The organism is Klebsiella grimontii, assembly GCF_042137965.1.
In the GTDB taxonomy this organism is placed as follows: domain Bacteria; phylum Pseudomonadota; class Gammaproteobacteria; order Enterobacterales; family Enterobacteriaceae; genus Klebsiella; species Klebsiella grimontii.
This window is the reverse complement of the sequence record NZ_CP169721.1, coordinates 5574974-5598092: the sequence shown is the minus strand read 5'-3', so window position 1 is coordinate 5598092 and position 23119 is coordinate 5574974. Positions and strand designations below refer to the sequence as shown.

At 57.0% G+C, this 23119-nt stretch carries 19 protein-coding genes; 10 read left to right on the top strand and 9 right to left on the bottom strand.

Annotation, left to right across the window (positions count from 1 at the left end; translation table 11 throughout):
* The first annotated feature begins 45 nt into the window (after window positions 1–45).
* Window positions 46–1434: a glycoside-pentoside-hexuronide (GPH):cation symporter gene (locus ACE3MN_RS26220; protein WP_024360585.1), complete on the top strand. Its 1389-nt coding sequence runs from the start codon at window positions 46–48 to the stop codon at window positions 1432–1434.
* 96 nt (window positions 1435–1530) lie between these two features.
* Window positions 1531–2895 (top strand): NosD domain-containing protein, encoded by a 1365-nt coding sequence (locus ACE3MN_RS26215; protein WP_102650339.1) that lies wholly within the window; start codon window positions 1531–1533, stop codon window positions 2893–2895.
* Window positions 2896–2949: 54 nt separating this feature from the next.
* Here the strand turns inward: ACE3MN_RS26215 and rhaM are convergent, their stop codons facing one another.
* From rhaM to rhaB, 9 genes are all read right to left on the bottom strand, one after another.
* Window positions 2950–3264 (bottom strand): L-rhamnose mutarotase, encoded by a 315-nt coding sequence (gene rhaM, locus ACE3MN_RS26210; RefSeq protein ID WP_004870631.1) that lies wholly within the window; start codon window positions 3262–3264, stop codon window positions 2950–2952.
* Window positions 3261–4409, bottom strand: coding sequence for a lactaldehyde reductase (gene fucO / locus ACE3MN_RS26205; RefSeq protein ID WP_049085925.1), 1149 nt, complete (start codon window positions 4407–4409; stop codon window positions 3261–3263). Before fucO ends, rhaM begins: the two co-directional genes overlap by 4 nt.
* Before the next feature lie 148 nt (window positions 4410–4557).
* On the bottom strand, window positions 4558–5562 hold the full coding sequence (locus ACE3MN_RS26200) for an ABC transporter permease (RefSeq protein ID WP_004870627.1): 1005 nt from the start codon (window positions 5560–5562) through the stop codon (window positions 4558–4560).
* Complete coding sequence (locus tag ACE3MN_RS26195) at window positions 5559–6563, bottom strand: ABC transporter permease (RefSeq protein WP_098140191.1); 1005 nt, start codon at window positions 6561–6563, stop codon at window positions 5559–5561. Before ACE3MN_RS26195 ends, ACE3MN_RS26200 begins: the two co-directional genes overlap by 4 nt.
* Entirely contained in the window at window positions 6563–8074 is a 1512-nt protein-coding gene (locus ACE3MN_RS26190; protein WP_102650338.1) for a sugar ABC transporter ATP-binding protein, read from the bottom strand. The genes ACE3MN_RS26195 and ACE3MN_RS26190 overlap by 1 nt, the downstream gene beginning before the upstream one ends.
* A 96-nt stretch (window positions 8075–8170) precedes the next feature.
* Window positions 8171–9157, bottom strand: coding sequence for a rhamnose ABC transporter substrate-binding protein (gene rhaS / locus ACE3MN_RS26185; protein WP_004127197.1), 987 nt, complete (start codon window positions 9155–9157; stop codon window positions 8171–8173).
* Window positions 9158–9239: 82 nt separating this feature from the next.
* Window positions 9240–10070, bottom strand: coding sequence for a rhamnulose-1-phosphate aldolase (gene rhaD, locus ACE3MN_RS26180; protein WP_004870621.1), 831 nt, complete (start codon window positions 10068–10070; stop codon window positions 9240–9242).
* Between the two features lie 137 nt (window positions 10071–10207).
* A complete protein-coding gene (gene rhaA / locus ACE3MN_RS26175; RefSeq protein ID WP_024360580.1) occupies window positions 10208–11467 on the bottom strand; it encodes an L-rhamnose isomerase in 1260 nt (419 codons plus the stop codon).
* Window positions 11464–12930: a rhamnulokinase gene (rhaB, locus tag ACE3MN_RS26170; RefSeq protein ID WP_049088288.1), complete on the bottom strand. Its 1467-nt coding sequence runs from the start codon at window positions 12928–12930 to the stop codon at window positions 11464–11466. The genes rhaA and rhaB overlap by 4 nt, the downstream gene beginning before the upstream one ends.
* Before the next feature lie 311 nt (window positions 12931–13241).
* Here rhaB and rhaS (ACE3MN_RS26165) point away from each other — a divergent pair, with 311 nt between their 5' ends.
* From rhaS (ACE3MN_RS26165) to ACE3MN_RS26130, 8 genes are all read left to right on the top strand, one after another.
* Window positions 13242–14078 carry an HTH-type transcriptional activator RhaS gene (gene rhaS / locus ACE3MN_RS26165; RefSeq protein WP_049085922.1) on the top strand — a complete coding sequence of 279 codons (837 nt, stop codon included), beginning with the start codon at window positions 13242–13244 and terminating at the stop codon, window positions 14076–14078.
* 74 nt (window positions 14079–14152) lie between these two features.
* The gene (gene rhaR, locus ACE3MN_RS26160) at window positions 14153–15001 is read left to right on the top strand and encodes an HTH-type transcriptional activator RhaR (protein ID WP_102650347.1); all 849 of its coding nucleotides are present in this window, start codon (window positions 14153–14155) and stop codon (window positions 14999–15001) included.
* Window positions 15002–15147: 146 nt separating this feature from the next.
* Complete coding sequence (locus ACE3MN_RS26155) at window positions 15148–15690, top strand: hypothetical protein (protein WP_142385551.1); 543 nt, start codon at window positions 15148–15150, stop codon at window positions 15688–15690.
* The gene (locus ACE3MN_RS26150; protein ID WP_098067505.1) at window positions 15620–15934 is read left to right on the top strand and encodes a PTS fructose transporter subunit IIB; all 315 of its coding nucleotides are present in this window, start codon (window positions 15620–15622) and stop codon (window positions 15932–15934) included. Before ACE3MN_RS26155 ends, ACE3MN_RS26150 begins: the two co-directional genes overlap by 71 nt.
* On the top strand, window positions 15927–17054 hold the full coding sequence (locus ACE3MN_RS26145) for a PTS fructose transporter subunit IIC (RefSeq protein ID WP_102650337.1): 1128 nt from the start codon (window positions 15927–15929) through the stop codon (window positions 17052–17054). Before ACE3MN_RS26150 ends, ACE3MN_RS26145 begins: the two co-directional genes overlap by 8 nt.
* Before the next feature lie 95 nt (window positions 17055–17149).
* Window positions 17150–19747: a glycoside hydrolase family 38 C-terminal domain-containing protein gene (locus ACE3MN_RS26140; RefSeq protein ID WP_098067507.1), complete on the top strand. Its 2598-nt coding sequence runs from the start codon at window positions 17150–17152 to the stop codon at window positions 19745–19747.
* Window positions 19748–19751: 4 nt separating this feature from the next.
* Window positions 19752–22238, top strand: a complete 2487-nt coding sequence (ptsP, locus tag ACE3MN_RS26135; RefSeq protein WP_098067508.1) for a phosphoenolpyruvate--protein phosphotransferase — start codon at window positions 19752–19754, stop codon at window positions 22236–22238.
* Window positions 22239–22398: 160 nt separating this feature from the next.
* The gene (locus ACE3MN_RS26130; protein ID WP_098140194.1) at window positions 22399–23106 is read left to right on the top strand and encodes an oligogalacturonate-specific porin KdgM family protein; all 708 of its coding nucleotides are present in this window, start codon (window positions 22399–22401) and stop codon (window positions 23104–23106) included.
* Window positions 23107–23119 lie beyond the last annotated feature (13 nt).

The following is a 23119-nucleotide window of genomic DNA, read 5'->3' as shown; positions in this document are numbered from 1 at the left end:
AACGTTAGCGTCATGGGCTCCTTTTAACAAAAAATAGGTGTATTTATGTCTGCTACCGCAATGGAAAAGCCAGGCGCTTATGAAAAGCTCGGGCTCAGGGAGAAGATCGGCTACGGCATGGGTGACGCCGGGTCGGGAATGATATGGAGCGTCCTGGCGCTATATCTGACGTGGTTTTATACCGATGTTTATGGCCTGAATGCCGGGGTGGTTGGCACATTATTCCTGGTTATCCGTATCTTTGACGCTTTTAGCGATCCGCTAATGGGGGCAATCTGCGACCGCACCGTCTCGCGCTGGGGTAAATTCCGCCCATGGTTATTATGGATGGCGTTTCCGTTTGGCCTGGGCGCGGTACTGATGTTTACTACCCCCGATCTCAGCATGAACGGCAAGATTATCTATGCCTGGGTCACCTACCTTGTCATGTCGCTGATTTACACCGCGATTAATATTCCCTATTGCTCGGTCGGCGGCGTGATTACCCTCAATCAGAAAGAGCGTATGGGCTGTCTGTCCTGGCGCTTTTTCCTTAATGGCCTGGCGACATTAATTATTTCCTCCTCTATTCTGCCGTTAACGGACTGGCTGGGTAACGGCGATCGCGCCTCCGGTTTCCAACTGACCATGATCATTATGGGCGGCGCGGCAACGCTAATGTTCCTGTTCTGCTTCTCCAGCATTAAAGAGCGGGTGGTGTCGGTGAAGCAAAACGAGTCGTTAAAGAAAGACCTGCGCGATATCATCAAAAACGATCAGTGGCTATTGATGATCTCTATTACTTTCCTGAACGTTTTCCCGGCATTTATCCGCGGCGGTGTAACCATCTATTATGCTACCTATGTGATGAAGGCGTCTGTCGGATTTATTACCTTCTTTATGGCGCTGGGCGTGGCCTGTAATATGCTGGGCAGCGTGCTTGCCAAACCGCTTACCGATCGTTTTGATAAGCTGGCGCTGTTCCGCGTTATTAATATTATCCTTGGTATTCTCTCGTTTGCGCTGTGGTTTATTGATCCGCAATCGCTGACCCCGCTGATGACGCTGTTCATCATTATTAACGTCCTGCATCTCATCCAGTCTGGCCCTATTCTGTGGGCGATGATGTCCGACGTCGACGACTACGGCGACTGGAAATTTGGTAAACGCCTGACCGGTATCTCCTTCGCCGGTAATCTTTTTATGCTGAAAATGGGGCTGGCGGTGGCCGGCGCTATCGTCGCCTGGATTCTGGCGTTTACCGGCTATGTCGCGAATGAGCCGCAGCAAAATTCGCAGACCCTCCAGGGCATTATCGTGATGTTCTCCCTGCTGCCGATGGTGAGCTATTTCATCAGCGCGTATCTGGTGCGCTACTTTAAGCTCAATAACGCTTTTCTTGAAAGAATTAAAACGGATCTGGCAAAGCGCGAGCTGGAAAAAGGCCGCGGTTAATGATCGGGAGCGCAGAGTATCGGTTTTATTCAACAATGATATATCTACGATTTAAATATTTTTTATTGATTTCCATTTAATATCAAAGGAGGTTTTATGGTGTCTGAAAATTATTATGACGTCACGCGGTGGCCGGTGGGTAATCCCTATCAGGATATTGGCGAAGTGATTAATAGTATTATCGCCGATATTAAATCCCGGCAAACCGAAACCGATATCAACGACGGTGGAAAACCGGGCGCCGCTATTTTTATCCCGCCCGGCGATTATCATCTGACGACGCAGGTCTTGATTGATATAAGCTATTTAAAAATAATGGGCGCCGGGCATGGTTTTGTCTCTTCAAGTATTCGCTTTAATACCCCTGCGGATGAATGGGCGAACCTGCACGATCTGTGGCCGGGCGGGAGCCGTATCCTGGTCGATCTCTGCCCGCAGGACGGCGATGAAGAGCACGCCGGCGCCGCGTTTTATGTAAAGCGCAGCGGGGCGCCGCGTATCAGTTCGGTCGCGTTCGAAAACTTCTGTATTGATGGCCTGCACTTTGTTGATGATGGGCTGGGAAACAACGACCCGGAAAATACCTACACCAACGGTAAAACTGGAATTTATATCGCCAGCGCGCAGGACGCCTTTCGGATCACCGGGATGGGGTTCATCTACCTCGAGCATGGCCTCACCGCGTACAACAGCGATGCGATGGCGATCCATAATAACTTTATTGCCGAATGCGGTAACTGTATCGAGCTCCGCGGCGCCGGGCAGGCGTCAAAAATAACCGATAACCTGATTGGCGCAGGCTATAAAGGCTATTCCATTTACGCGCAAAACTTCGGCGGGTTATTAATTTCTACCAACAATATTTTCCCGCGCGGCGCCAGCAGCGTCCACTTATCCGGCGTTGTACGCTCCTGCGTCACCAGCAATCGATTCCATTCGTTTTATCCAGGCATGCTGATAATGGAGAACAACTGCGCGGAGAATCTGATCTCGGCAAACCACTTCTTGCGCGATCGTGAGCCCTGGCCGCCGATGCAGGCTTATGACAATGGGCGGGATGATACCTATGGCCTGCTGTATATTGAGGGAAGTAATAACTCGATAATTGCCAATCATATTTCCGAAACCCTCGATGTCCAGTATCTCAAGCCGCGGGGAATAAAGCCGATCGTCATCCGTCTTGTTGCCGGTAAGGGAAACTACCTTGCCAATAACCATATCGTGGCGACAACTGAGGCGTCGGCGGGGCAGGCGCAACCGTCGGAAGAGGATGCCTGTTTTGCGGCGCAGGTCAGCGCCTTGCTCACCACGGACAGATTAAAAGCCCTCGATGCGGTTGCCGTGCTGGTAGAAAAGAGCTCTGCGCAAAACACGATACTGGATAGCGGAAGCGACAGTCAGGTGCTGATGGACAGGGCGGTAAACGCCTTCAGGGCCACGCCCGTTCCCGGAACGATTTAACGCTCTTCAACCTCAAGCGGTGGCCCCGCTAAACGCAGCGGGGCCGTCATGGATTTAATCGAGATAAAACACCTCTTTAAGCTCCGCGCTTACCGGGCTGTTATCCGGGTTGGCGGGCATCACATCGCGCATATGGCGCCACCAGCGCTGGCACACCTCCGTGTTGGCGACGGCGTCCCAGCGCGCTTCCGATTCAATCTCCACCGTGGCGAACAGCAGGTTGCGCTGTTTATCGAGATAAATCGCGTAGCGGTGCGCGCCGTGGGCCTTCAGCACCGCTTCGAGCTCCGGCCAGATGGGGTTATGACGGCGCTGATACTCTTCATGCGCGTCCGGGTTGACCTGCATGACGAAAGCTTTGCGGATCATAAGGCCTCCAGATAGAGCTCGCGGACTTCATCGCGGCTGGCGGCGCGCGGGTTGCACGGCGCGCACGGGTCGGCCAGCGCTTTGTCCAGCCAGCCTTCGATATCGGCTTTGCTAACGCCAAGCTGGCTGAAGCCTTGCGGAATGCCGACGCGTTTGCTCAGCGCGCGGATGGCGTTAATCGCCTCCATGCTGGCCGCCTCATCGCTCATGCCGCGGGTATCGACGCCCATCGCCTGCGCCACGCGGGCGAAACGGGAGATGGCGTTCGGGCGGTTAAAGTTTTCGATGATCGGCAGCAGGATGGCGTTGCACACGCCGTGCGGCAGGTTGTGGGTGGCGCCCGGCTGATGGGCCAGCGCGTGCACCAGGCCGAGACCGGCGCTGTTAAACGCCATGCCCGCCAGATACTGGCCAAACGCCATCTGCTCGCGGGCTTCAAGGTTATGTCCGTCGTCCACGGCTTTCGGCAGCCACAGGTTGATCAGGCGAATCGCCTCCAGGGCGTTGGCGTCGGTCAGCGGATGCGCGCCAACGGACACGAAGGCTTCAATGGCGTGGGTCAGCGCGTCCATGCCGGTGGCGGCGGTAATGGCGGGCGGAATATCCAGCATCACGCTGGCGTCATCGACGGCAATATCCGGGATGATATTGGGGTCGATAATCACCTCTTTCACCTGGCGCTCGGCGTCGATGATCACCGCGTTGCTGGTCATCTCCGCCGCCGTTCCGGCGGTCGTGTTGATCGCCACCAGCGGCACGCCGGGGTTGGTCACTTTGCCGACCCCGGAGTAGGCGGTCGATGGCCCCGGGTTGGCGGTGAGGATTTTGACCGCTTTGGCGGTATCAATCGGGCTGCCGCCGCCGAAGGCGATAAGGTAATCGCACCCGGCCTCGCAATACGCCGCGTAGCCTTTTTGCACCAGCGCCTCGGTGGGGTTAGGGAACACCTCGTCAAACAGATGGTAAGCCATCTGCTGTTCATCCATAGCGGCGAACAGGCTGTCGAGCAGCCCCAGCTTCACCAGTTGGCCGTCGGTGACGATCAGCGCCTTGCCCCAGCGTTTACCCGCCACCAGCTTGACCATATCGCCGATTGCGCCTGCGCCGTGAAGGCTGATTTTGGGCAGTGCCAACATAAAACTCATGATAATTCTCCTTAATATTGATTTTGGGAAATCCGTTTCCCCTCACCCATCCCCGGGTCGCGGCTGGCGCCTTACCCGGGCTACAGGGTGGGCCGGTAGCCCGGACAGGTGCGTAGCACCGCCTCCGGGATTGAGGATGAGGGGGAAATTAAATTCGTCTTCGCTGCATCATCCGCCGGGTAATAATCGGCAGCGAGATCACCACGATCAGCATCGCGCCGATGATGATCGACATCACGATCCCCGGCACGTTGAGCAGGCTCAGGCCAAACGTCACCAGCCCCATCAGGAAGGCGGCGATAATCACCCCCACCATGCTGCCGGAGCCGCCGAGAATATTGACGCCGCCGAGCACCGCCATGGTGACGACCGCCAGCTCCCAGCCCATCGCCAGCGTCGGACGCGTGCTGCCGAGCCTCGAGGTCAGCAGTACCGCCGCCAGCCCGGCCATCAGCCCGACCAGCGCGAACAGCATCAGATTGTGGCGCTTAACGTTGATCCCAGAGAACCAGGCCCCAGTCGGGTTATTGCCGATGGCGTAGGTCCGGCGGCCAAAGTTGGTTTTATGCAGCAGGAAGGTAAAGGCGGCGGCGAGGAGGATAAACAGCGCGAACTCAAAAGAGAGCGCCCCCCATACGTAGCCCTGGCCGAACCAGGCGAAGCTCTCCGGGTAGTGGTTGAGCGCCTTGTCGCCGAGCAGAATGTAGGTTATCCCGCGATACAGGCTCATGGTGCCGATGGTGATGACGATCGACGACAGGTTAAAGCGCGTCACCAGGATACCGTTGAACAGGCCGCACAGCAGCCCCACGCCCAGCCCGACGGCCACCAGCAGCGGCGTATCCATACCCGCCGCCGCGCAGAAGCCCATTGCCGTTGAGCTCAGCGCCATCGTCGACGCCACCGAAAGGTCGATCTCTCTGGCGATAATCAACATCGCCATCGGCAGCACGATGATCGCTTTTTCGGTGAAGTTAAACGTGGCGTCCGACAGGTTCCAGATATTAAGGAAGTAGGGCGACGCCAGGGCGTTAACCACGAATACCGCGAGGGTCACCGCCAGCAGAAACCCTTCCCAGCACAGCAGACGACGCAGCGGCGACGGCGCGGCCGGGGCGCTTTTCATCTCTTCAGACATCATTATTTTGCTCATGATTTCACCGCCTGTTTCTGCCGCGCCAGCGCCGCGTTGCGCAGGATTAACCGCCCGTGGGTCTTATTGCTGCGCTCGTTAAGCAGCACCGCAATCACGATCACCGCGCCGGAAATGGCCATTTGCCAGAACGGCGAAATGCCAATCACCGGCAGCGCGTTATTGATAACGCCGAGGAACAGCGCGCCGCACAGGCAGCCGATCACGCGACCTGTTCCGCCCATGGTGCTGATGCCGCCGATGACGCAGGCGGCGACCACTTGCAGTTCAAAACCGTTGGCGACATCGACATAGGCGACGGCGAAACGCGAGATCCACAGATAGCCGCAGAACCCGGCCAGCGCGCCGGAGAGGCAGAAGCTGACAAACTGCATTTTTCCGGCGTTAATCCCGGTGTAGTACGCCGCCGTCGCGTTGCCGCCCGCGGTGTACAAGGCCCGGCCGGTACGGCTGTAGCGCAGGAAATAGCCCACCAGCAGCAGCGCGGCGATGGCGCACCAGCTCAGCAGCGGCAGCCCCAGCAGCGAGGCGCGCGGCAGGCCGAGAAAATCGGCGCTCATCTGGTGCGAGTTCACCCAGCCGCCGTCGGAGAGCAGGAAGATAATCCCGCGGTAAATACTCATGGTGCCCAAGGTGACCACGATGGCCGGAATACCGAGCCGCCAGACCAGAAGACCGTTAATCATCCCCATCAGCAGGCCCAGCAGGGTCGCCAGCGCCAGCAGCGCCGCCACCGGGATACCCGGATAGTGGGCGTTGAGCAGGGCGACGATCATCCCGGTCAGCGCCAGGTTGGCGGCCATCGACAGATCGATGCCTTTGGTGAGCAACACCATCATCTGGCCGAGGGCGAGGATGATCAGAATGGCGGTGTCGTTAAACATCTCCACCAGATTGCCCGGCGAGACGAATGACGGCGCCCGGCTGCCGATCGCACCGATCATCAAAATGATGACCGCCGCCAGCAGCGCTTCGCGGTGTTTCAGTAGTTGTCGCCACATTACGCTGCCTCCTGACCAATGCCGCTGGCGGCGCTGACGATGGTTTCCGCCGTCGCTTCACCGGCGCGGTACTCGGCGACCATCAGCCCTTCATGCATCACGATAATCCGGTCGGCCATACCCATCACTTCCGGCAGCTCCGAAGAGACCATAATCACCGCCAGCCCCTGGCTGACCAGTTCGGACATAAACTGGTGCACCGCCGCTTTGGAGCCGATATCGATGCCTTTGGTCGGTTCGTCGAGGATAATCACCTCGGGATGGGTCGCCAGCCATTTACCGATCACCACTTTTTGCTGATTGCCGCCGGAAAGGGTCTCCACCGCCTGCCGCCAGCTAAAGGCCTTAACCTGCAGGCGCGAGGCGTACTCATCCGCCAGCCGCCATTCGCGGGCATCGTTAAGCACGCCGCCGGGGTTCAGTTTGCTGAGCTGCGGCAGGCTGATGTTCTGGGCGATCGGCAGGGCGATAATCGCTCCCTGCTTCTGCCGCTCTTCCGGCACGCAGACGATACCGGCGCTGATGGCGTCGGCGGGCTGGCGAAAGCGCATCGGTTTGCCCTTCAGCACGATATCGCCGGAAGAGGGATGCGAGACCCCGGAGAGCGCCTGCATCAGCTCGGTGCGCCCGGCGCCCACCAGGCCGTAAAAGCCAAGAATCTCCCCTTTGCGCAGGCTGAAGCTGATCTGGGCGAACTCGGTGGGGTGGCAGAGGTCTTTTACCTCCAGCACCGTTTCTCCCGGAATACAGTCGACTTTCGGATAGGTTTGGGTAATCGCGCGGCCCACCATCATCGCCACCATCCGCTCTTCGGTGATGTCGTTAATCGCGCCGGAGCTGACGTACACGCCGTCGCGCAGAATGGTGTAGTAGTCCGCCAGCTCGAAAATCTCATCGAACTTATGCGAGATAAACAGGATCGCTTTGCCGTCCTGCTTCAGGCGCTCAACGATTTGATAAAACTCCAGAATTTCATGCTGCGAGAGCGCGGCGGTCGGCTCATCGAGGATCACCACCTGGGCTTCAAAGGAGAGCGCCCGGGCAATGGCGACCATATGGCGCTGGGCGATGCTGAGGGTTTTCAGCGTCGCGCGCGGGTCAATCTGCACCTCAAGGCGGGTGAGAATTTCGCTGGCTTTGCGGTGCATGGCGGGCCAGTCGAGCTTCTTCAGCAGGCCGGTGTGCAGGTACTGGCCGACGAAGATATTTTCGGTGACCGAGAGTTCGTCGAACAGCACGGTTTCCTGATGAATCGCGGTGATCCCGACCTTGTGCGCCGACTCCGGGTTCGGCAGTTGGATAGGGATCGCTTTATAGAGAATCTCGCCCTCTTCGGGCTGATAAATGCCGGTCATCACTTTGACCAGCGTCGATTTCCCCGCGCCGTTTTCGCCGATTAAAGCGGTCACTTTGCCGGGCCACAGATCGAGCTGCACGTTTTCAAGAGCGCGCACACCGGGAAAAACCTTGGTGATGCCCTTCAGCGACAGCAATGGGGTGGATGCTGACATGATAGTTCTCCGTAAAATTACCCTTTACCCTCCCCCAAAGAGCGAGGGAGGGGGTTGTTCCCTCTCCCTTGAGGTGAGAGGGCCGGGTAAGGGGGATCAGAAGATTTTTGAGAACTTATCGATGTTGCTGGCATCGTAGACGAACGGCTCGGCCATCGCGCCGCTACCGTCGGCGTCCAGCTTCACTTTGCCCAGCTTGCCCATATTGGCTTCGGTTTTGGTCGCCGTGCCTTTGACTAAATCGTCGGCCAGATACGTGGCGGCGTAGCCGAGGTCAATCGGGTTCCAGATGGCGAAGCTTTTGCTGGCGCCGGATTTAATCGCCCCGGCCATTTCCGACGGCAGCCCCAGCCCGGTGACGTAGACCTTGCCGATTTTGCCCTGATCTTTTACCGCCTGCGCGGCGGCCACGATCCCTACCGACGAAGGCGAAACAATCACTTTCAGATCCGGGTATGACTTCAGCAGGCCCACCGCCTCGCGGTAGCTTTTATCCGACAGATCGTCCCCGTAGGCGACGGTCACCAGATTGACGGACGGATACTGCGGCAGCACCTTTTTCATCTCCTCAATCCAGATGTTCTGGTTGGTGGAGGTGGGGGTGGCGCTTAAAATCGCCACGTCGCCTTTTTCTACGTTCAGCGCCTTCAGCGCATCGGCGGCGAGCTTGACGTTGGTTTCGCCAATCAGCGCATTGTTGGATGGGTTAAGGTGGATCTGGCGGCCCGCTGGCGCGACGCCGGAGTCCCAGGAGACCACCTTAATACCGCGCTGCATCGCTTTTTTCAGCACCGGCACCACGGCGTCGGGATCGTTAGCGGAAATGGCGATCGCATCCACCCCCTGGGCGATCAAACCATTGAGCACTTCGATCTGCGCTTCGGCGGTGGTAGTGGTCGGGCCGGTATAGATCACTTTGACATCGCCTAACTCTTTGGCCGCCTCCTGCGCGCCGACGTTCGCTGCTTCGAAGAATCCATTTCCCAATGATTTCGCCACGAGGGCGATTTTGACTTCGGCTAAAGCGGAACCGGACAACGCCAGGATGGCAACGGTGAGGATCAAGCTTGTGTTTGTTTTCATTGCTTTTACTCCACATGAGTTAGTTTTGTAGGGTTTGCAGGTGATTTTTTCGCCCCGTCTCGGTGAGCGGGGCGCGATGTTGTTATTGATAAAGGTCTAACGCGGACTGCAGGGGGTGAACGTTGAAGCGTTTGCCAAGAGCTATCAGCTCTTCGCGGGTGATGGTTTGTTTCATCCCGCCCATTGAATAGACTTTCACCAGCACCTCGGCGGATTTCTCAGCGGTATCGATCAGGCCGAAGGTTTCGTCCAGATTGGGGCCGCTGCCGAAAACGCCGTGGAACGGCCACAGCACCAGCGAATGTTTCTGCATCGCCTCGGCGGTGGCCTGGCCGATTTCGTCGGTGCCCGGCACCATCCACGGCAGGATGCCGACGCCGTCCGGGAAGACCACCAGACATTCGGTGCTGCCTTCCCACAGCTTGCGGGTGAACAGATCGCTGCTGTTCTCCAGCACGTAGGTCAGGGCGATCAGGTTGGTGGCGTGACAGTGCATGATCACCCGGTCTTTGCCGTTGGTCAGCTTGATGCGCTCGCTGTGCGACAGGAAGTGCGCCGGCAGCTCGGAGGTGGGCACCGCGTCGTTGGTCAGGCCCCACAAAATATGGTATCCCGCGCCGTCGCTGTCGACTTTCACCACCCCGAGGTTAGCCGCCGGGTCGAGCTGGACGTTACGGAAGAATTTACCGGAACCGGTGACGATAAACGGCTGGTTAGCCAGCGTCGGCATCGGCTGGCTCAGGGCGATATAGCGCGGTTTGGCGTGAAAATCCGCCGCGTAGGGTTCAATATCCGCTTCGTCCAGGCGCAGCGTCAGGTTGCCGCCGTTGCGCTCGTCCCAGCCTTTTAGCCAGGCGTCGGAAGTGGCTTTAATCATGCCCTGGACGAACCAGGCGTCGATAATGGTCTGCATAGTCTTGTCTTTCCTGTTGATTCGGCGCGGGGTTGGCCCCTCACCCTGAATATGTGCGAGCCCCCGGATTGCGCCGTAAACGGCTTATCCGGGCTACCGGTTCGTAGCCCGGCCGCGACCTGGGGAACGGCCAGGCATTACCCGCGCTGGCTCAGAACCGCATTTTCATAAGCGCGTACGTTATCCAGCCACTGGCTGCCCGCCGGCGTATCGTGACGCTGACAGTACATCTCCCAGATGGCCTGCCACGGCAGGCACTTCTGCTCTTCCAGCAGCGCCAGACGCGCGGTGTAATCGCCGTCGGCTTCCAACTGACGCAGCTGGGCGGTCGGCTCCAGCAGGGCGCGCAGCAGCGCTTTCTTCATATTGCGGGTACCAATCACCCACGCCGCGATGCGGTTAATCGAAGCGTCGAAGAAATCGAGGCCGATATGCACGCGGTCGAACAGATCGTGACGGATGATTTCGCTGGCGATGGCCTGGGTTTCGTCATCCAGCAGCACCACGTGGTCGCTGTCCCAGCGTACCGGGCGGCTGACGTGCAGCAGCAGGCGCGGGATATAGAGCATCGCGGCGGAGATCTTGTCGGAGATGACCTCCGTCGGATGGAAGTGGCCGGCATCCAGGCACAGGGCGGTCTGGCGGCTGGTGGCGTAACCCATGTAGAACTCGTTGGAGCCGACGGTGTAGCTTTCCGCGCCGATACCGAACAGCTTGCTCTCCACGGCGTCGATGTGGTGTGCCGGGTCGAGCTTTTCGCTAATCACTTCATCGAGCGCGTTCAGCAGGCGCTGGCGCGGCGCGAAGCGGTCGACGGTAATATCCTTCATGCCGTCCGGGATCCAGATATTCATCACCGATGGCGTGCCCAGCTGCTCGCCGAAGTAAGCGGAAATACGGCGGCTGGCCTTACAGTGATCGATCCAGAACTGACGGATTTCATCGTTGGCGTGCGACAGCGTAAAGCCGTCGGCGCTTAGCGGATGCGAGAAGCAGGAGGGGTTAAAATCCAGCCCCAGCTTGTTGGTTTTCGCCCACTCAACCCAGTTTTTAAAGTGCTCCGGCTTAATTTCATTGCGCGATACCGGCGTGTCGGACTCCAGATAGAGCGCGTGCAGGTTCAGGCGTTTTGGCCCGGGGATCAGGCTCATCGCCTGCTCAAGGTCGGCGCGCAGCTCGCTGGCGTTACGCGCTTTGCCCGGATAGTTGCCGGTGGCCTGAATACCGCCGGTCAAGCTTCCTTCCGGGTTTTCGAAACCGACGACGTCATCGCCCTGCCAGCAGTGCATGGACACGGGCAGGCGATCCAGCTGGCGCAAGGCCTCCTCGACGTCCACGCCGACGCTGGCGTAGCGCTGTTTGGCAATTTCCCAGGCTTGTTCAAGTTGAGTGGTCATGCGCAAAGCTCCTTGTTCTGTTGTGGCTGAAACTGCGCGACGAAGCGGGCAATTTCATTTTCAGGATTAGGGGTAAAGGTAGTGAGGGCGTAGTTTTGTCGTACCACCTGACGGAATTCATCGACGTTGTTCAACTCATCCAGGGTCATCAGCTGGATACCAATATTGCCAAGCGTGGAGGCCTCAACCGGGCCGGCAACCACGGTGATGCCGCAGGCGTCGGCGCACAGCTGGTTAAGCAGTTCGTTCTGGCAGCCGCCGCCGACGATATGCAGCTGGCTGAACGGCTGACCGCGCAGCGCCGCTAGCTCGTTGAGCACCCGGGCGTAGAGCAGCGCCAGGCTGTCGAAAATGCAGCGCGCCAGCTCAGCGTCGGTATCAGGAACCGGCTGCCCGGATTCGCGGCAGGCGGCCTGAATTTCCGCGCTCATGTCGTCCGGGTTGATAAAGCGGTCATCGTTACAATCGATGACGAAGCGGCAGGCCGGAAGCGCGGCGGTACGCGCGATCAGCGCCGGCAGGTCGCTGACGTTTTGCTCCCTGAGCACCCGCTGTAGCAGCCACAGACCCATAATATTTTTCAGCACCCGATAGCGGCCTTCGGCGCCGCCTTCGTTGGTAATATTGGCCCTTAGCGCCGCATCGCTGGTGCAGGGGGTTTTGCTTTCAAAGCCCATCAGCGACCAGGTGCCGGAAGAGAGATACGCGGCGTTTTTGCTGGCCAGCGGCGAGGCGATAACCGCGCTGGCGGTATCGTGGCTGGCGACGGCGACCACCGGAATGTGATTGCCCTGCGGGCAAATCCAGTGGCCGATGACGTTGCCGGGATGGGTCGGCGTACCGAACCATTCGCGCGGCGCGCCGCTCCAGTTCAGCAGATCTTCATCCCAGCTATCGCTGTTGATGTTGACCAGCTGCGTGGTGGTGGCGTTGGTGTATTCCCAGTTCATGTTGCCGGTCAGGCGGAAGCTAAAGTAGTCCGGGATCAGCAGCGCGTGCGCGGCCTGGCTGACCAGCTCCGGCTGCTGTTCAACCAGCGCGCGCAGCTGATAAAGGGTGTTAAACGGCAGAAACTGAATGCCGCTGCGGCGATAGATTTCCGCGCGGCCCAGCTGGGCTTCGGCGTGGCGCATCAGGCCCTGGGTGCGGGAGTCGCGATAGGAAACCGGCAGGCCGACGCGCTGGCCCCGTTTATCCAGTAGGACATAATCCACGCCCCAGGTATCAATGCCGATGCTGTCGATCAGGATGCCTCGTTCGCAGACCTTCTCCAGACCGCGGCGAATTTCCCCTTCCAGGCTATCGAGATCCCAGCAGTCGAAGCCATCGACCTTCTGCAGACTATTGGTAAAGCGGTGAATTTCGCGCAGGGCCAGGGTTTGCTGGCCGGGTTGATAGCTGGCCAGCATCACCCGCCCGCTGGAGGCGCCTAAATCGACGGCGACACAATGACGAAGACTCATGGGAAGATCCTTGTGAAAATCATTGCATGCAGTCTAAAAAAGTCGCGTCAGGCTCACCTTCTTGTTACTGACAGGGAAAATTGGCCGCTGGCAAGAAAGCAAAGGTGACCGTGAGAGAGGTCACAGTTTCGTTTTCTCCGCGGTGGCGTGAGGGATGTGATGTTGTCCGCAGTTCCCGATCTTTCCCGTCATTTCTTGAAAAAGCGGCAGGCTTTACGATTTTTACGGTCAAAAATTGAAGGCCGGATCGCCGCCCCTTAATTACTATTTGCTCCACTGATTGATAACATTTCTCATTTCGAGGAGCTGCTATGACCATGTTGCACAGTGTGGATTTCTTTAAGTCCGGCGTTTCAGCTGTCGCCATTGAGCCGCGGCTCCCGCAATCCGCTTTTCCCGAACATCACCATGATTTTCATGAGATTGTTATTGTGGAACACGGTACGGGAATTCACGTTTTCAACGGCCAGCCCTACACCATCAGCGGCGGTTCTGTCTGCTTTATTCGCGATCACGACCGCCATCTCTACGAACATACCGATAATTTGTGCCTGACCAATGTGCTCTATCGCGCGCCGGACGCGTTTCGCTTTTTGTCCGGCCTGAACGTGCTGCTGCCGCAGGAGCAGGAGGGAAATTACCTTTCGCACTGGCGGGTTAATCAGAGTGCTTTGCAGCAGGTGCGCCAGATTGTGGAGCAGATGGAGGAGGTCGGCGCGGATGCGGATATGCACGCTATCGCCAGCCGCGAGATTTTATTTATGCAACTGCTGGTGCACCTGCGTAAAAGCAGCCTGGCCGAAGGGGCGTCGGACAACGAGGCGCGGCTGAACCATTTAATGGCTTGGCTGGAAGATCATTTTGCCGAAGATATCTGCTGGGAAGAGGTCGCGGCGCGGTTTTCACTCTCCCTGCGAACCCTGCATCGCCAGTTAAAACAGCAAACCGGGCTGACGCCGCAGCGCTATCTGAATCGGGTGCGGTTGATGAAGGCGCGCCACCTGCTGCGCCATAGCGATGACAGCGTGACCGATATCGCCTATCGCTGCGGATTCGGCGACAGTAACCACTTTTCGACGCTTTTTCGCCGGGAGTTTGCCTGGTCGCCGCGCGATATTCGTCAGGGACGCGACGCCATTCTTCAGTAACGCGAGAACAGTCAACGTTTTAGCAGGCATAAACGCGAATAATGACTCGTTTTTTCGCGTTTGGAGTTGATGTCGTGGCAGCTCAGCTGATTCTTCGCAAAGATGAATTTTTCGCCTCTCCCGCTCAGGCGGTGGCGGTAGCGGATCGCTATCCGCAAAACGTCTTCGCCGAGCACACCCACGAGTTCTGCGAACTGGTGCTGGTGTGGCGGGGGAACGGCCTGCACGTCCTTAACGATCGCCCGTGGCGCATTACCCGCGGCGATCTGTTCTATATCCGCGCGGAAGACAAACACTCCTACGCCTCGGTGAACGATCTCGTCCTGCAAAACGTCATTTACTGCCCGGACCGGCTGCGGCTTAACTTTGACTGGGCGGCGCACATTCCCGGCCTGTTCGGTACTCCGTGGGTTCCGCACTGGCGGATTGGCAGCAGCGGCATGGCGCAGGTCAGGCAGGTGATTACCCAGCTTGAACATGAGAGCAGCCGCAGCGATGCGCAGGCCAATAATATGGCCGAGCTGCTGTTTGCCCAGCTGGCGCTTATTCTTCAGCGCTATCGCTACGCCACCGATAATCTGGCGGCGACGCAAAGCGAAGCGCTGCTCGATAAGCTGCTCACCGAACTGGCGGGCAGCCTCAATCGTCCTTTCTTTCTCGACCGTTTTTGCGCGCGGGAAGGGTGCAGCGAACGCGCGCTGCGCCAGCAGTTTCGTCAGCAGACGGGGATGACCATCAACCACTACCTGCGCCAGCTGCGCATCTGCCACGCGCAGTATCTGTTGCAGCATACTGAACGGCTGATTGGCGAGGTGGCGATGCAGTGCGGATTTGAAGACAGCAATTACTTTTCGGTCGTGTTTAACCGCGAGATTGGTATGACGCCGGGGCAGTGGCGGCAGCGCAGTCGCGTAGTGGTCTGATTTATTAGTTTTTGTAATGTATTTTCTGAAATGTTTATTCTGCATTTAGTAAAAAACAAAATAAATATTTAATGCTCTGTGGAATAAATCACAGTTATTGCCCTTTTTTTACTCTACACTCGCTGTACTATTTTCACGGAGGCCTTATGTTAACCTCATTGATATTGCGAGGATTAAAAAGCATGACTTTAATTTTGCTTTCAATCGATAGCAAAATTAAAGTCATGCTTGCTGATTCATGCTGGTTTAATTCCGTCAACGACCTGGCTGAAAGTGATATTGCTCCTGCGCCTTGTGATGAAATCCAGATAACCCAGAAGTGGTCCCAGCTTTGGGATTGCGCGGGCCAGGCGCTGTGTTCCGGGTTTAGCCAGGCCGTTCAGAAAGAGGGGCACTGCCGCCGCTTGCTGCCGCAGGCTTTACTGTGCTCGCGTAAGCGCGATGAACTGGCGTTCAGCTTCCGTATTTCCAGCCTGCATCAGCTTGTAGTGTGCCGCCACGCCAGCGGTGCCGATAGCGACAGCGTCGCAAATAACCCAATTTGTTTTTCTCAAAGCACAATGCGCATTCTCGCCATTGTGCTTTTTTTATCGCCTGAATCGACCAGAAGGATGCGTTATGTACATTGTTTGTGTAGCTGCTTGCCCAACGGGCGTGGCCCATACCTATATGGCTGCGGAAGCGCTTGAAATGACGGGTAACAACCGCGGTCATGAAGTGAAGGTTGAGACGCAGGGGAGCCTCGGTGCGGAGAACGTTATTACCGATGACGACCTGATGCGGGCGGATGCCGTCATTATTGCCGCCGATGTCGCTATCGATGGTAAAGAACGTTTTGACGGCATGATTAAGCTGGAGTGCGCCGTTTCCGATCCGATTAAATTTGGCGATGCCGTGTTTGAAGCGGTGGAGCAGGAGGTCGCCAATGGCTAAGTTTCAGGGGGGAGGGAAGCCTTCGGCGGGCGCTGAAGTGAAAAATGCGATTATGACAGGTGTTTCCTGGATGCTGCCGTTTGTCATTGCCGGTGCGGTGTTAATGGGGATTGCGCGTATCGGCGCTTCTGCCTGGGGCATTGATAATATCTGGGACGCCAGCCATGAGCAGGCCGCCAGCATCGTGGTACAGGCGCTGCATAAGTTCGATGGTTTTGGCGGTCTGGCGCTATCCCTGATGCTGCCGGTGGTGGCGGGGTATATCAGCTTTGCGCTGGCGAATAAGCCGGGCCTGGCGCCGGGTATGGTCGGCGGGCTGCTGGCCAGCAATCTGGGAACCGGCTTTCTGGGCGCGCTGGCGGCGGGATTTGTCGCAGGCTATATCGTGCGGGCGCTCAATCGCTACGTAAAACTACCGAAAGCGCTGGCCTCAGCCGGGCCAATTTTTATTCTGCCAGTGGGCGGGACGCTGCTGACCTGCATCATTATGGCTTTTGTGATTGGCGCGCCGCTGGCGGCACTGAATCACGGTATGGAAAGCTGGCTGCTGTCGATGTCCGGGACAAATAAGGTTCTGCTGGCGGCGGTGATTGGCGGGATGGTGGGCTTTGACCTCGGCGGGCCGGTCAACAAGGCGGCGGTTACCACGGCGATGGCGCTGCTCGCTTCCGGTATTTACGATCCCAACACCGCCGCGCAGGTCGCGATAATTGTGCCGCCCATTGGTCTGGGCGTGGCGACGTTAATCTGGTCATCGCGCTTCCCTGAATCGCTACGAGAAGCGGGAAAAGCCTCGACGTTAATGGGACTGATCGGTGTTTCAGAAGGGGCAATTCCTTTTGCGCTGGCAAACCCGCGCATCATCATCGTTAACGTTATTGGCTCTGCCGTGGGGGCGGCGATGGCGGTAGGGCTAGGCTCGGTAAACCACGCGCCAATCTCTGGATTCTATGGCTGGCTGGCCGTTGAGAGCTGGCCCGTTTATGTCCTGTCTATCGCCTGCGGCTCAGCGATAATCGCAGTAGGATCGCTGCTTATTTTTCGCGGGATTGCGGAGAGTGCAGAGAAAGACAGCGTGAAAAAAAACTCACCAGCGCCCAAATTTAAAGCCAGTCGATAGATGCGCGCTACGCGCCTCTGAATTTAAATTTTTTCTATTCAGTGTGGATAAATATTTGCACGGGATACGCATGTCTGAAAACAGGAATATAACTAATGAAAACCGTTCATTTAATTCAGCATACGCACTGGGATCGCGAATGGTATTTTACGGAGAATGATTCTCAGGCCCTGCTTTATTATTTTATGGCCGATCTCCTGCAACGTCTGGAAGCCGATGAAACATTAGGTCCGTTTATGCTTGATGGCCAAACCGTAGTGCTCGAAGATTACTTTCAACTGGCACCGGAAAATCGCGAACGCGTGCAGGCGCTGGTGGCGGCAGGGCGGTTGTTAATTGGCCCGTGGTATACCCAGACGGATTTTCTGGTGGTCGGCGCGGAGTCCATCACCCGCAACCTGCTGCTGGGAACGCTGGACTGCGAAAAAATGGGGCCGCGTATGGCCGTGGGCTATATTCCGGACTCCTTTGGCCAGAGCGCGCAGCTACCGATGTTCCTCAATCAGTTCGCCATTGAGCATGCCGTGATCTGGCGAGGCTGGAGTGAATACGATAGCGAAAACAGCGAGTTTTGCTGGCGCAGCCAGGACGGTAGTTGCGTCACGACGGCAGTATTACCTCAGGGCTATGGTTGTGCGAAATGGCTGCCTACTGAGCCGGAGCAGGCCTGGCCGCGGCTCTCTGCGATCCTCGAAAAGCAGGGCCTCTTTAGCCGGAGTTCGCAGCTATTACTGCCCAACGGCAATGACCAGTCGCCTTTTGAATATGGTGTACCCGCGATGCTGGAGGCGCTGAACGCCCGGCAAAATCACTATCATTTTATCCGCAGTGATTTTAAGCGCTATTTTACCGCTCTTGCGCAGTCCGGCACGCCGCTGGATACCTTTGAAGGCGAGCTGCTCAGTCCAAAATATATGCGTATCCATCGTGGGATTTTTTCCACCCGAATGGATATCAAACAGGCGAATGCCCGGCTGGAGAATTTCCTCAGCCGCCAGCTTGAACCGCTGCTCAGCGTCGCCTGGCGCCTGGGGCTTCCATATCCGCAGCAGGCGGTAGAGGCCATCTGGCGCGAGATGATGAAATCTCACGCTCACGATAGCATCGGCGGGTGTAACTCTGACCGGGTTAACGCGATGGTAAAAGCCCGGCTGTTATCTGGCCAGGAGAAAGCAAGCCAGCTCTATGAACTGAATATGCAGATGCTGGCGAAAGGGATCAGCGCGCAGCAGCAGGGTAAGAAAATCCTGGTTTTTAATGCGTTGCCCTACACACGTGATGGCCTGGTAGCGCTGACGCTATACCTTCCCGGCGCTGATTTTCGCATTGTTGATGGTGATGGGCAGACCTGCCGTTGGCAAATCTTGCGCGAAACATCACAGGACATGTCGGTCATAGTCCAGGAGCTGTCGAACAGTAGCGAAGCGGTTTTTTATCGCAAATGCGAAATCTTACTGGAAGCCTCCGCTCTGCCCGCCTGCGGCTATACAACGTTTTATCTGCAAGAAGGGAGGGCGTGTGATTTTGCCGCTCCGTCATCGGCAGACAGCGCGCTGGAGAATCCCTGGCTGCGCCTGACGCTTGAGCAGGGGCGCATCGTTCTGCTGGATAAACGCAGCGGTAAGCGCTGGGCGGACTTAATCCAGTTGGTGGATGGCGGCGATGCGGGGGATACCTATAACTATTCCCCGCCGGAAATTGACTGGCGCATTAGCGCGGAAGGGGCGCTGGTGTCCGTCGCCTGGCAGCAGGGCGCGTTGGCCGATACGCTGGCGCTGAGCTGGTCTATTGCTGCTCCGTTGACCCTGGAAGATCGCCTGCGTCGTCAGCGTAATGCGCGGCTCGACGTCAATATGCTGATTACGCTGGAGCATCAACGTCCCGTGCTTGATGTGCAGGTTCACGTTAACAACACCCTGCGCGATCATCGCCTACAGGTTGAAATACCCACTGACATCGCGCAAAGCGTCCATTTCGCCGATCAGCCGTTTGGCCTGATTCACCGCGATAATCGGCCTTCAACGCTGGATGTCTGGCAACAGGAAAACTGGAGCGAAGCGCCGACCGCGCTCTGGCCGATGCAAAGTCTGGTTATGATGCACGATGGACAGCAAGGCATGAGCGTGGTGACGGAGGGATTACGCGAATATGAGATCCCCGAGGAACGTCCGTCCGTACTGGCGATCACCTTGCTGCGCAGCGTGGGATGGCTGGGGAAAGCCGGCATGCCCTGGCGACCGGGCCGGGCTTCCGGTATGGCTCTCCCCTCGCCGGACTCGCAAATTGCAGGTGAATTCACCGCCCGATTCGCCCTGATTCCGCTGCACGATGGTGAAAGCCCGAACTTCTGGCGCGAAGTGGAGGCCTGGCGTACACCTGCTATTGGCTGGCTGGATTCAGGCTGGGCGCGATTCAAAACCAACCCTTCAGAACAGACCTTCCCGGCGGCGTACAGCCTGCTGCGCTGGGATACGGCGCTGCATTTCAGCACCTTGAAAAAGGCACAGTATGAAGAGGCATTAATTTTGCGTGGCTGGAACCCTGGTTCGCAGCCGGTTAGCAGCCTGACGCCTGAAACGGTTGATGACCTGTGCGAGGTCACGCTCGCCGAACAGCCTTGCGCCCTCCCTCGCACATGCGTGCCCGCCTGCGCACCTGTTACCTGGCGCATTGCGTCGAACTCTAGAGGATAACGTTGTGTTGAAGATTTCTTTTATCTGCCCGCTGGAAAACGGGCTACATGCGCGACCCGCCAGCGAACTGGAGCAACGCGTCAACGCCTTTAGCGCCCGGATTGATCTGTGTAATTTGCGTAACCAACGACGGGCGGATGCGCGCAGCGTGCTGGCGATGATTGGTGCGGATGTGGTCTATCAGGATCCGTGTGAACTGGTGATTGATGGCCAGGATGAGGCGGCGGCGTATCAGGCGCTGAGCCGGTTTATTCATGATGAATTGGCCGGGTGCGATGCGCCCGTTGCGGTGGTTTCAACTCGCTCTGAGCAACCTTTACCGGTGTTCCTTGCGCAGACAACTTCGCCTTTTGTGCGCGGCAACGGCGTGAGCCCGGGGCTGGCCCTTGGCAGGACGATGCTGCTGGGAACGGTCGATCTGTGGGCGCTGGCGCAGCAGCAAGAACCAGAAGAATCCGCAGCTCAGCATAACGCCATGCAACATGCGCTGCTTCAGGTCCGTCAGCAGCTGCGCCAGGAGCATCAGCATGCACAAGGGGACGCGGCGTCGGTGTTACAGGCGCACAGTAAGCTGCTGGATGACGCGCTTCTGGAAAGCACATTACTCGCGCCTCGCCAGCAGAGAAATACCCTGGCGGCGCTGGCGGCGGCGTTGGATGAGCTTTGCGCTCCTCTGCGCGAAAGCAGAAGCGTCTATTTACGCCAGCGGGTGCTGGACCTGCAGGATCTCGGGCTGCGTCTGGCGGCATATCTGACAGCGCAGCCGCTTACTACGCTTGCGCCTTTGCTTCAGGATACGATTGTAATAAGCCCCGCGCCGATGACCCCTGGCCAGCTTCTGGCGCTGCGTGGCCCCAGGCTGAAAGGGATTATTATGGGCGATGGCGGCGAAACGTCGCATACGGTGATTCTGGCGCGTTCGTTTGGTATCCCGCTGCTCAGTCTGCCTGTGGCGGAATCGGGGTCGATACCGGGTGGTGAAACGCTGCTGCTCGATGCTCGCCATGGCGTAGCGATCCTCTCACCGGACGCGGTGGCGCAGCGTTGGTATCAGCTGGAAACGGAAAAACATCAGCGTATTGCTAACCGCCTGCAACCGTTTATCGACCAGCCAGGGGTCATGCAGGATGGCGAAGGCGTTACGCTGCTGGCGAATATAGCCCTGGCTGCGGAAGCCGATTCGGCGTTTGCTGCCGGAGCGCAGGGTATTGGGCTGTTCCGTACGGAAATGCTCTTCTGCGAACGCAGCTCGCCGCCCGACGAAGAAGAGCAGTACCAGGCTTATCGTCATGTGCTGGAGCAGGCGCAGGGCCGCAAAGTGGTGATCCGCACGCTGGATATTGGCGGCGATAAGCCCTGCGACTACCTGAATTTACCTGAGGAAGAGAATCCGTTCCTCGGCTGGCGCGGGGTTCGCCTTTATCCCGCATTTATGGCCCTTTTTGTCACCCAGATGCGGGCGCTTTTGCGCGCCAGCGCCGTCGGGCCGTTGCATATTATGGCTCCGATGGTGGCGACGCTTGAGGAGATTAAGTGGTTGCATACGCAGTTCACGCAGACTCAGGCTGAGCTGACGGCGCAGGGTGTGGCGACCGGAACCTGGTCACTGGGCATGATGGCTGAAGTCCCCTCGGTGCTTTATTTACTGGATAAAGCCGCCGCCTGGATTGATTTTGTTTCCATTGGCAGTAACGACCTGGCGCAGTATTTTCTCGCCTGCGACCGGGGCAATGCCAGCGTACGCCATCTTTACAATTACTTTGATCCGGCATTTTTGCAGCTGCTGCAAGAGATGACGGCGCGGGCGCATCGTGCAGGCGTGGAGATTAGCCTGTGCGGAGAAATGGGCGGCGACCCGCAGGCGCTGCCGCTGCTGCTGGGGGCCGGGCTGCGCCATATCAGTATGTCCGCCAGCCGTATCGGTAGCGCGAAAGCGCAGTTAACAACGCTTTCCGCCGTTGAATGCCAGCAGATGCTGAAACAGGTCGTGGCGGCCGAGAGCGGGCAAGATGTGGTGGCCCTTTTGCAGAAACAGTCGATAACTACCTTTCCGGTATTCGATCCCCGGCTGATCCTGCTCGATCGGGGCATTGACGCTAAGGCTGAGGTGATTAAGCGCCTGACCGACAACCTGGAAATTGAGCAGCGTGCGCGCTGTGGTGCGGAGGTGGAAGCGGCAATCTGGCAGCGCGAGGCCATCTTTTCAACCGCCCTGGGTTTTGCTATCGCGCTCCCCCACTGCAAATCGCCCGCCGTTACCAGCAGCAGCGTATCGGTTATGCGTCTCGCTTCACCGCTGGCGTGGAATGAGGAGGTTTCCGTATCGCTGATAATTATGCTGACAGTGAGTGAGGAGGAGAAAGGTGACCATATGAAAATATTTTCTCGGCTGGCAAGAAAATTAATGCATGCTGATTTTCGCCAACAATTGCTGGAGGGCAATAACCCGCAGGCGGTTGCCGAATTGCTGCAACGGGAAATTGCGATGTAATTATTTAGCCGTTGCTAAAAGTTAATTTATTGATGTGCTGATTTTTACTGCTTTCAGGGCAGCGGCATCGTGCTGCCTTTATTCACTACGTAATCAGGAGGAGAAACATTTCTTTAGTTAGCTTTCTTATTTTAATAAATTAATAAAATGGATGATTCTTATGAAAAAACAATACCTCTGTGGACTATTTTTAGCAGCAAGCTTTTCCTCGCACGCCACCTATATTGATTACCGGCATGAGTGGCTGGGCGATCAGCATAAACAAGAAGATCGTATCAAAATGGGGCATTCTTTAAATAACGGTATTTACTTTAGCGTTGAGGGGAAGTGGGAGAGTAAACAGGGCGGCTTCTGGGATAATCTCTCCTCAAAAGGGAACGAATTTGAACTTGGCTACAAATATAAGCTACTGGACAATCTCTCCATTACTCCCTCGTTTGCGCTGGATTCGGGGGAACGCGATACGGCATACAAGTTTAGTGTGAAGAGCGTCTATAACTGGACCGATGCTTTCTCCAGCGGAGTTCGGCTGCGCTACGCTGTTCGCGACTATGAACGAGAGTATGATCCCGATAGAGCCAGCCAGCACTACTGGCAGGCAAACTTCTATCTAGGCTACCGGATTTATGACGTCTCTTTTGATTACGATTTTGAATATAAATTCGATACCGACTATCCAGCCTTACGCGGAAAAGAAAAAGATTATGTGCATAATGTGACGGTGGCCTGGAGAGGAAACAAAACCTGGGTGCCTTACGTCGAATTAGGGTATGTTTCATATGATGATGGTTCATATGTAAAAGATGGCAAAACTTATCGTGATGCCTGGGAGATGCGTTATCGCGTAGGTATTACCTACAACTTCTAATTATTTTTATCTA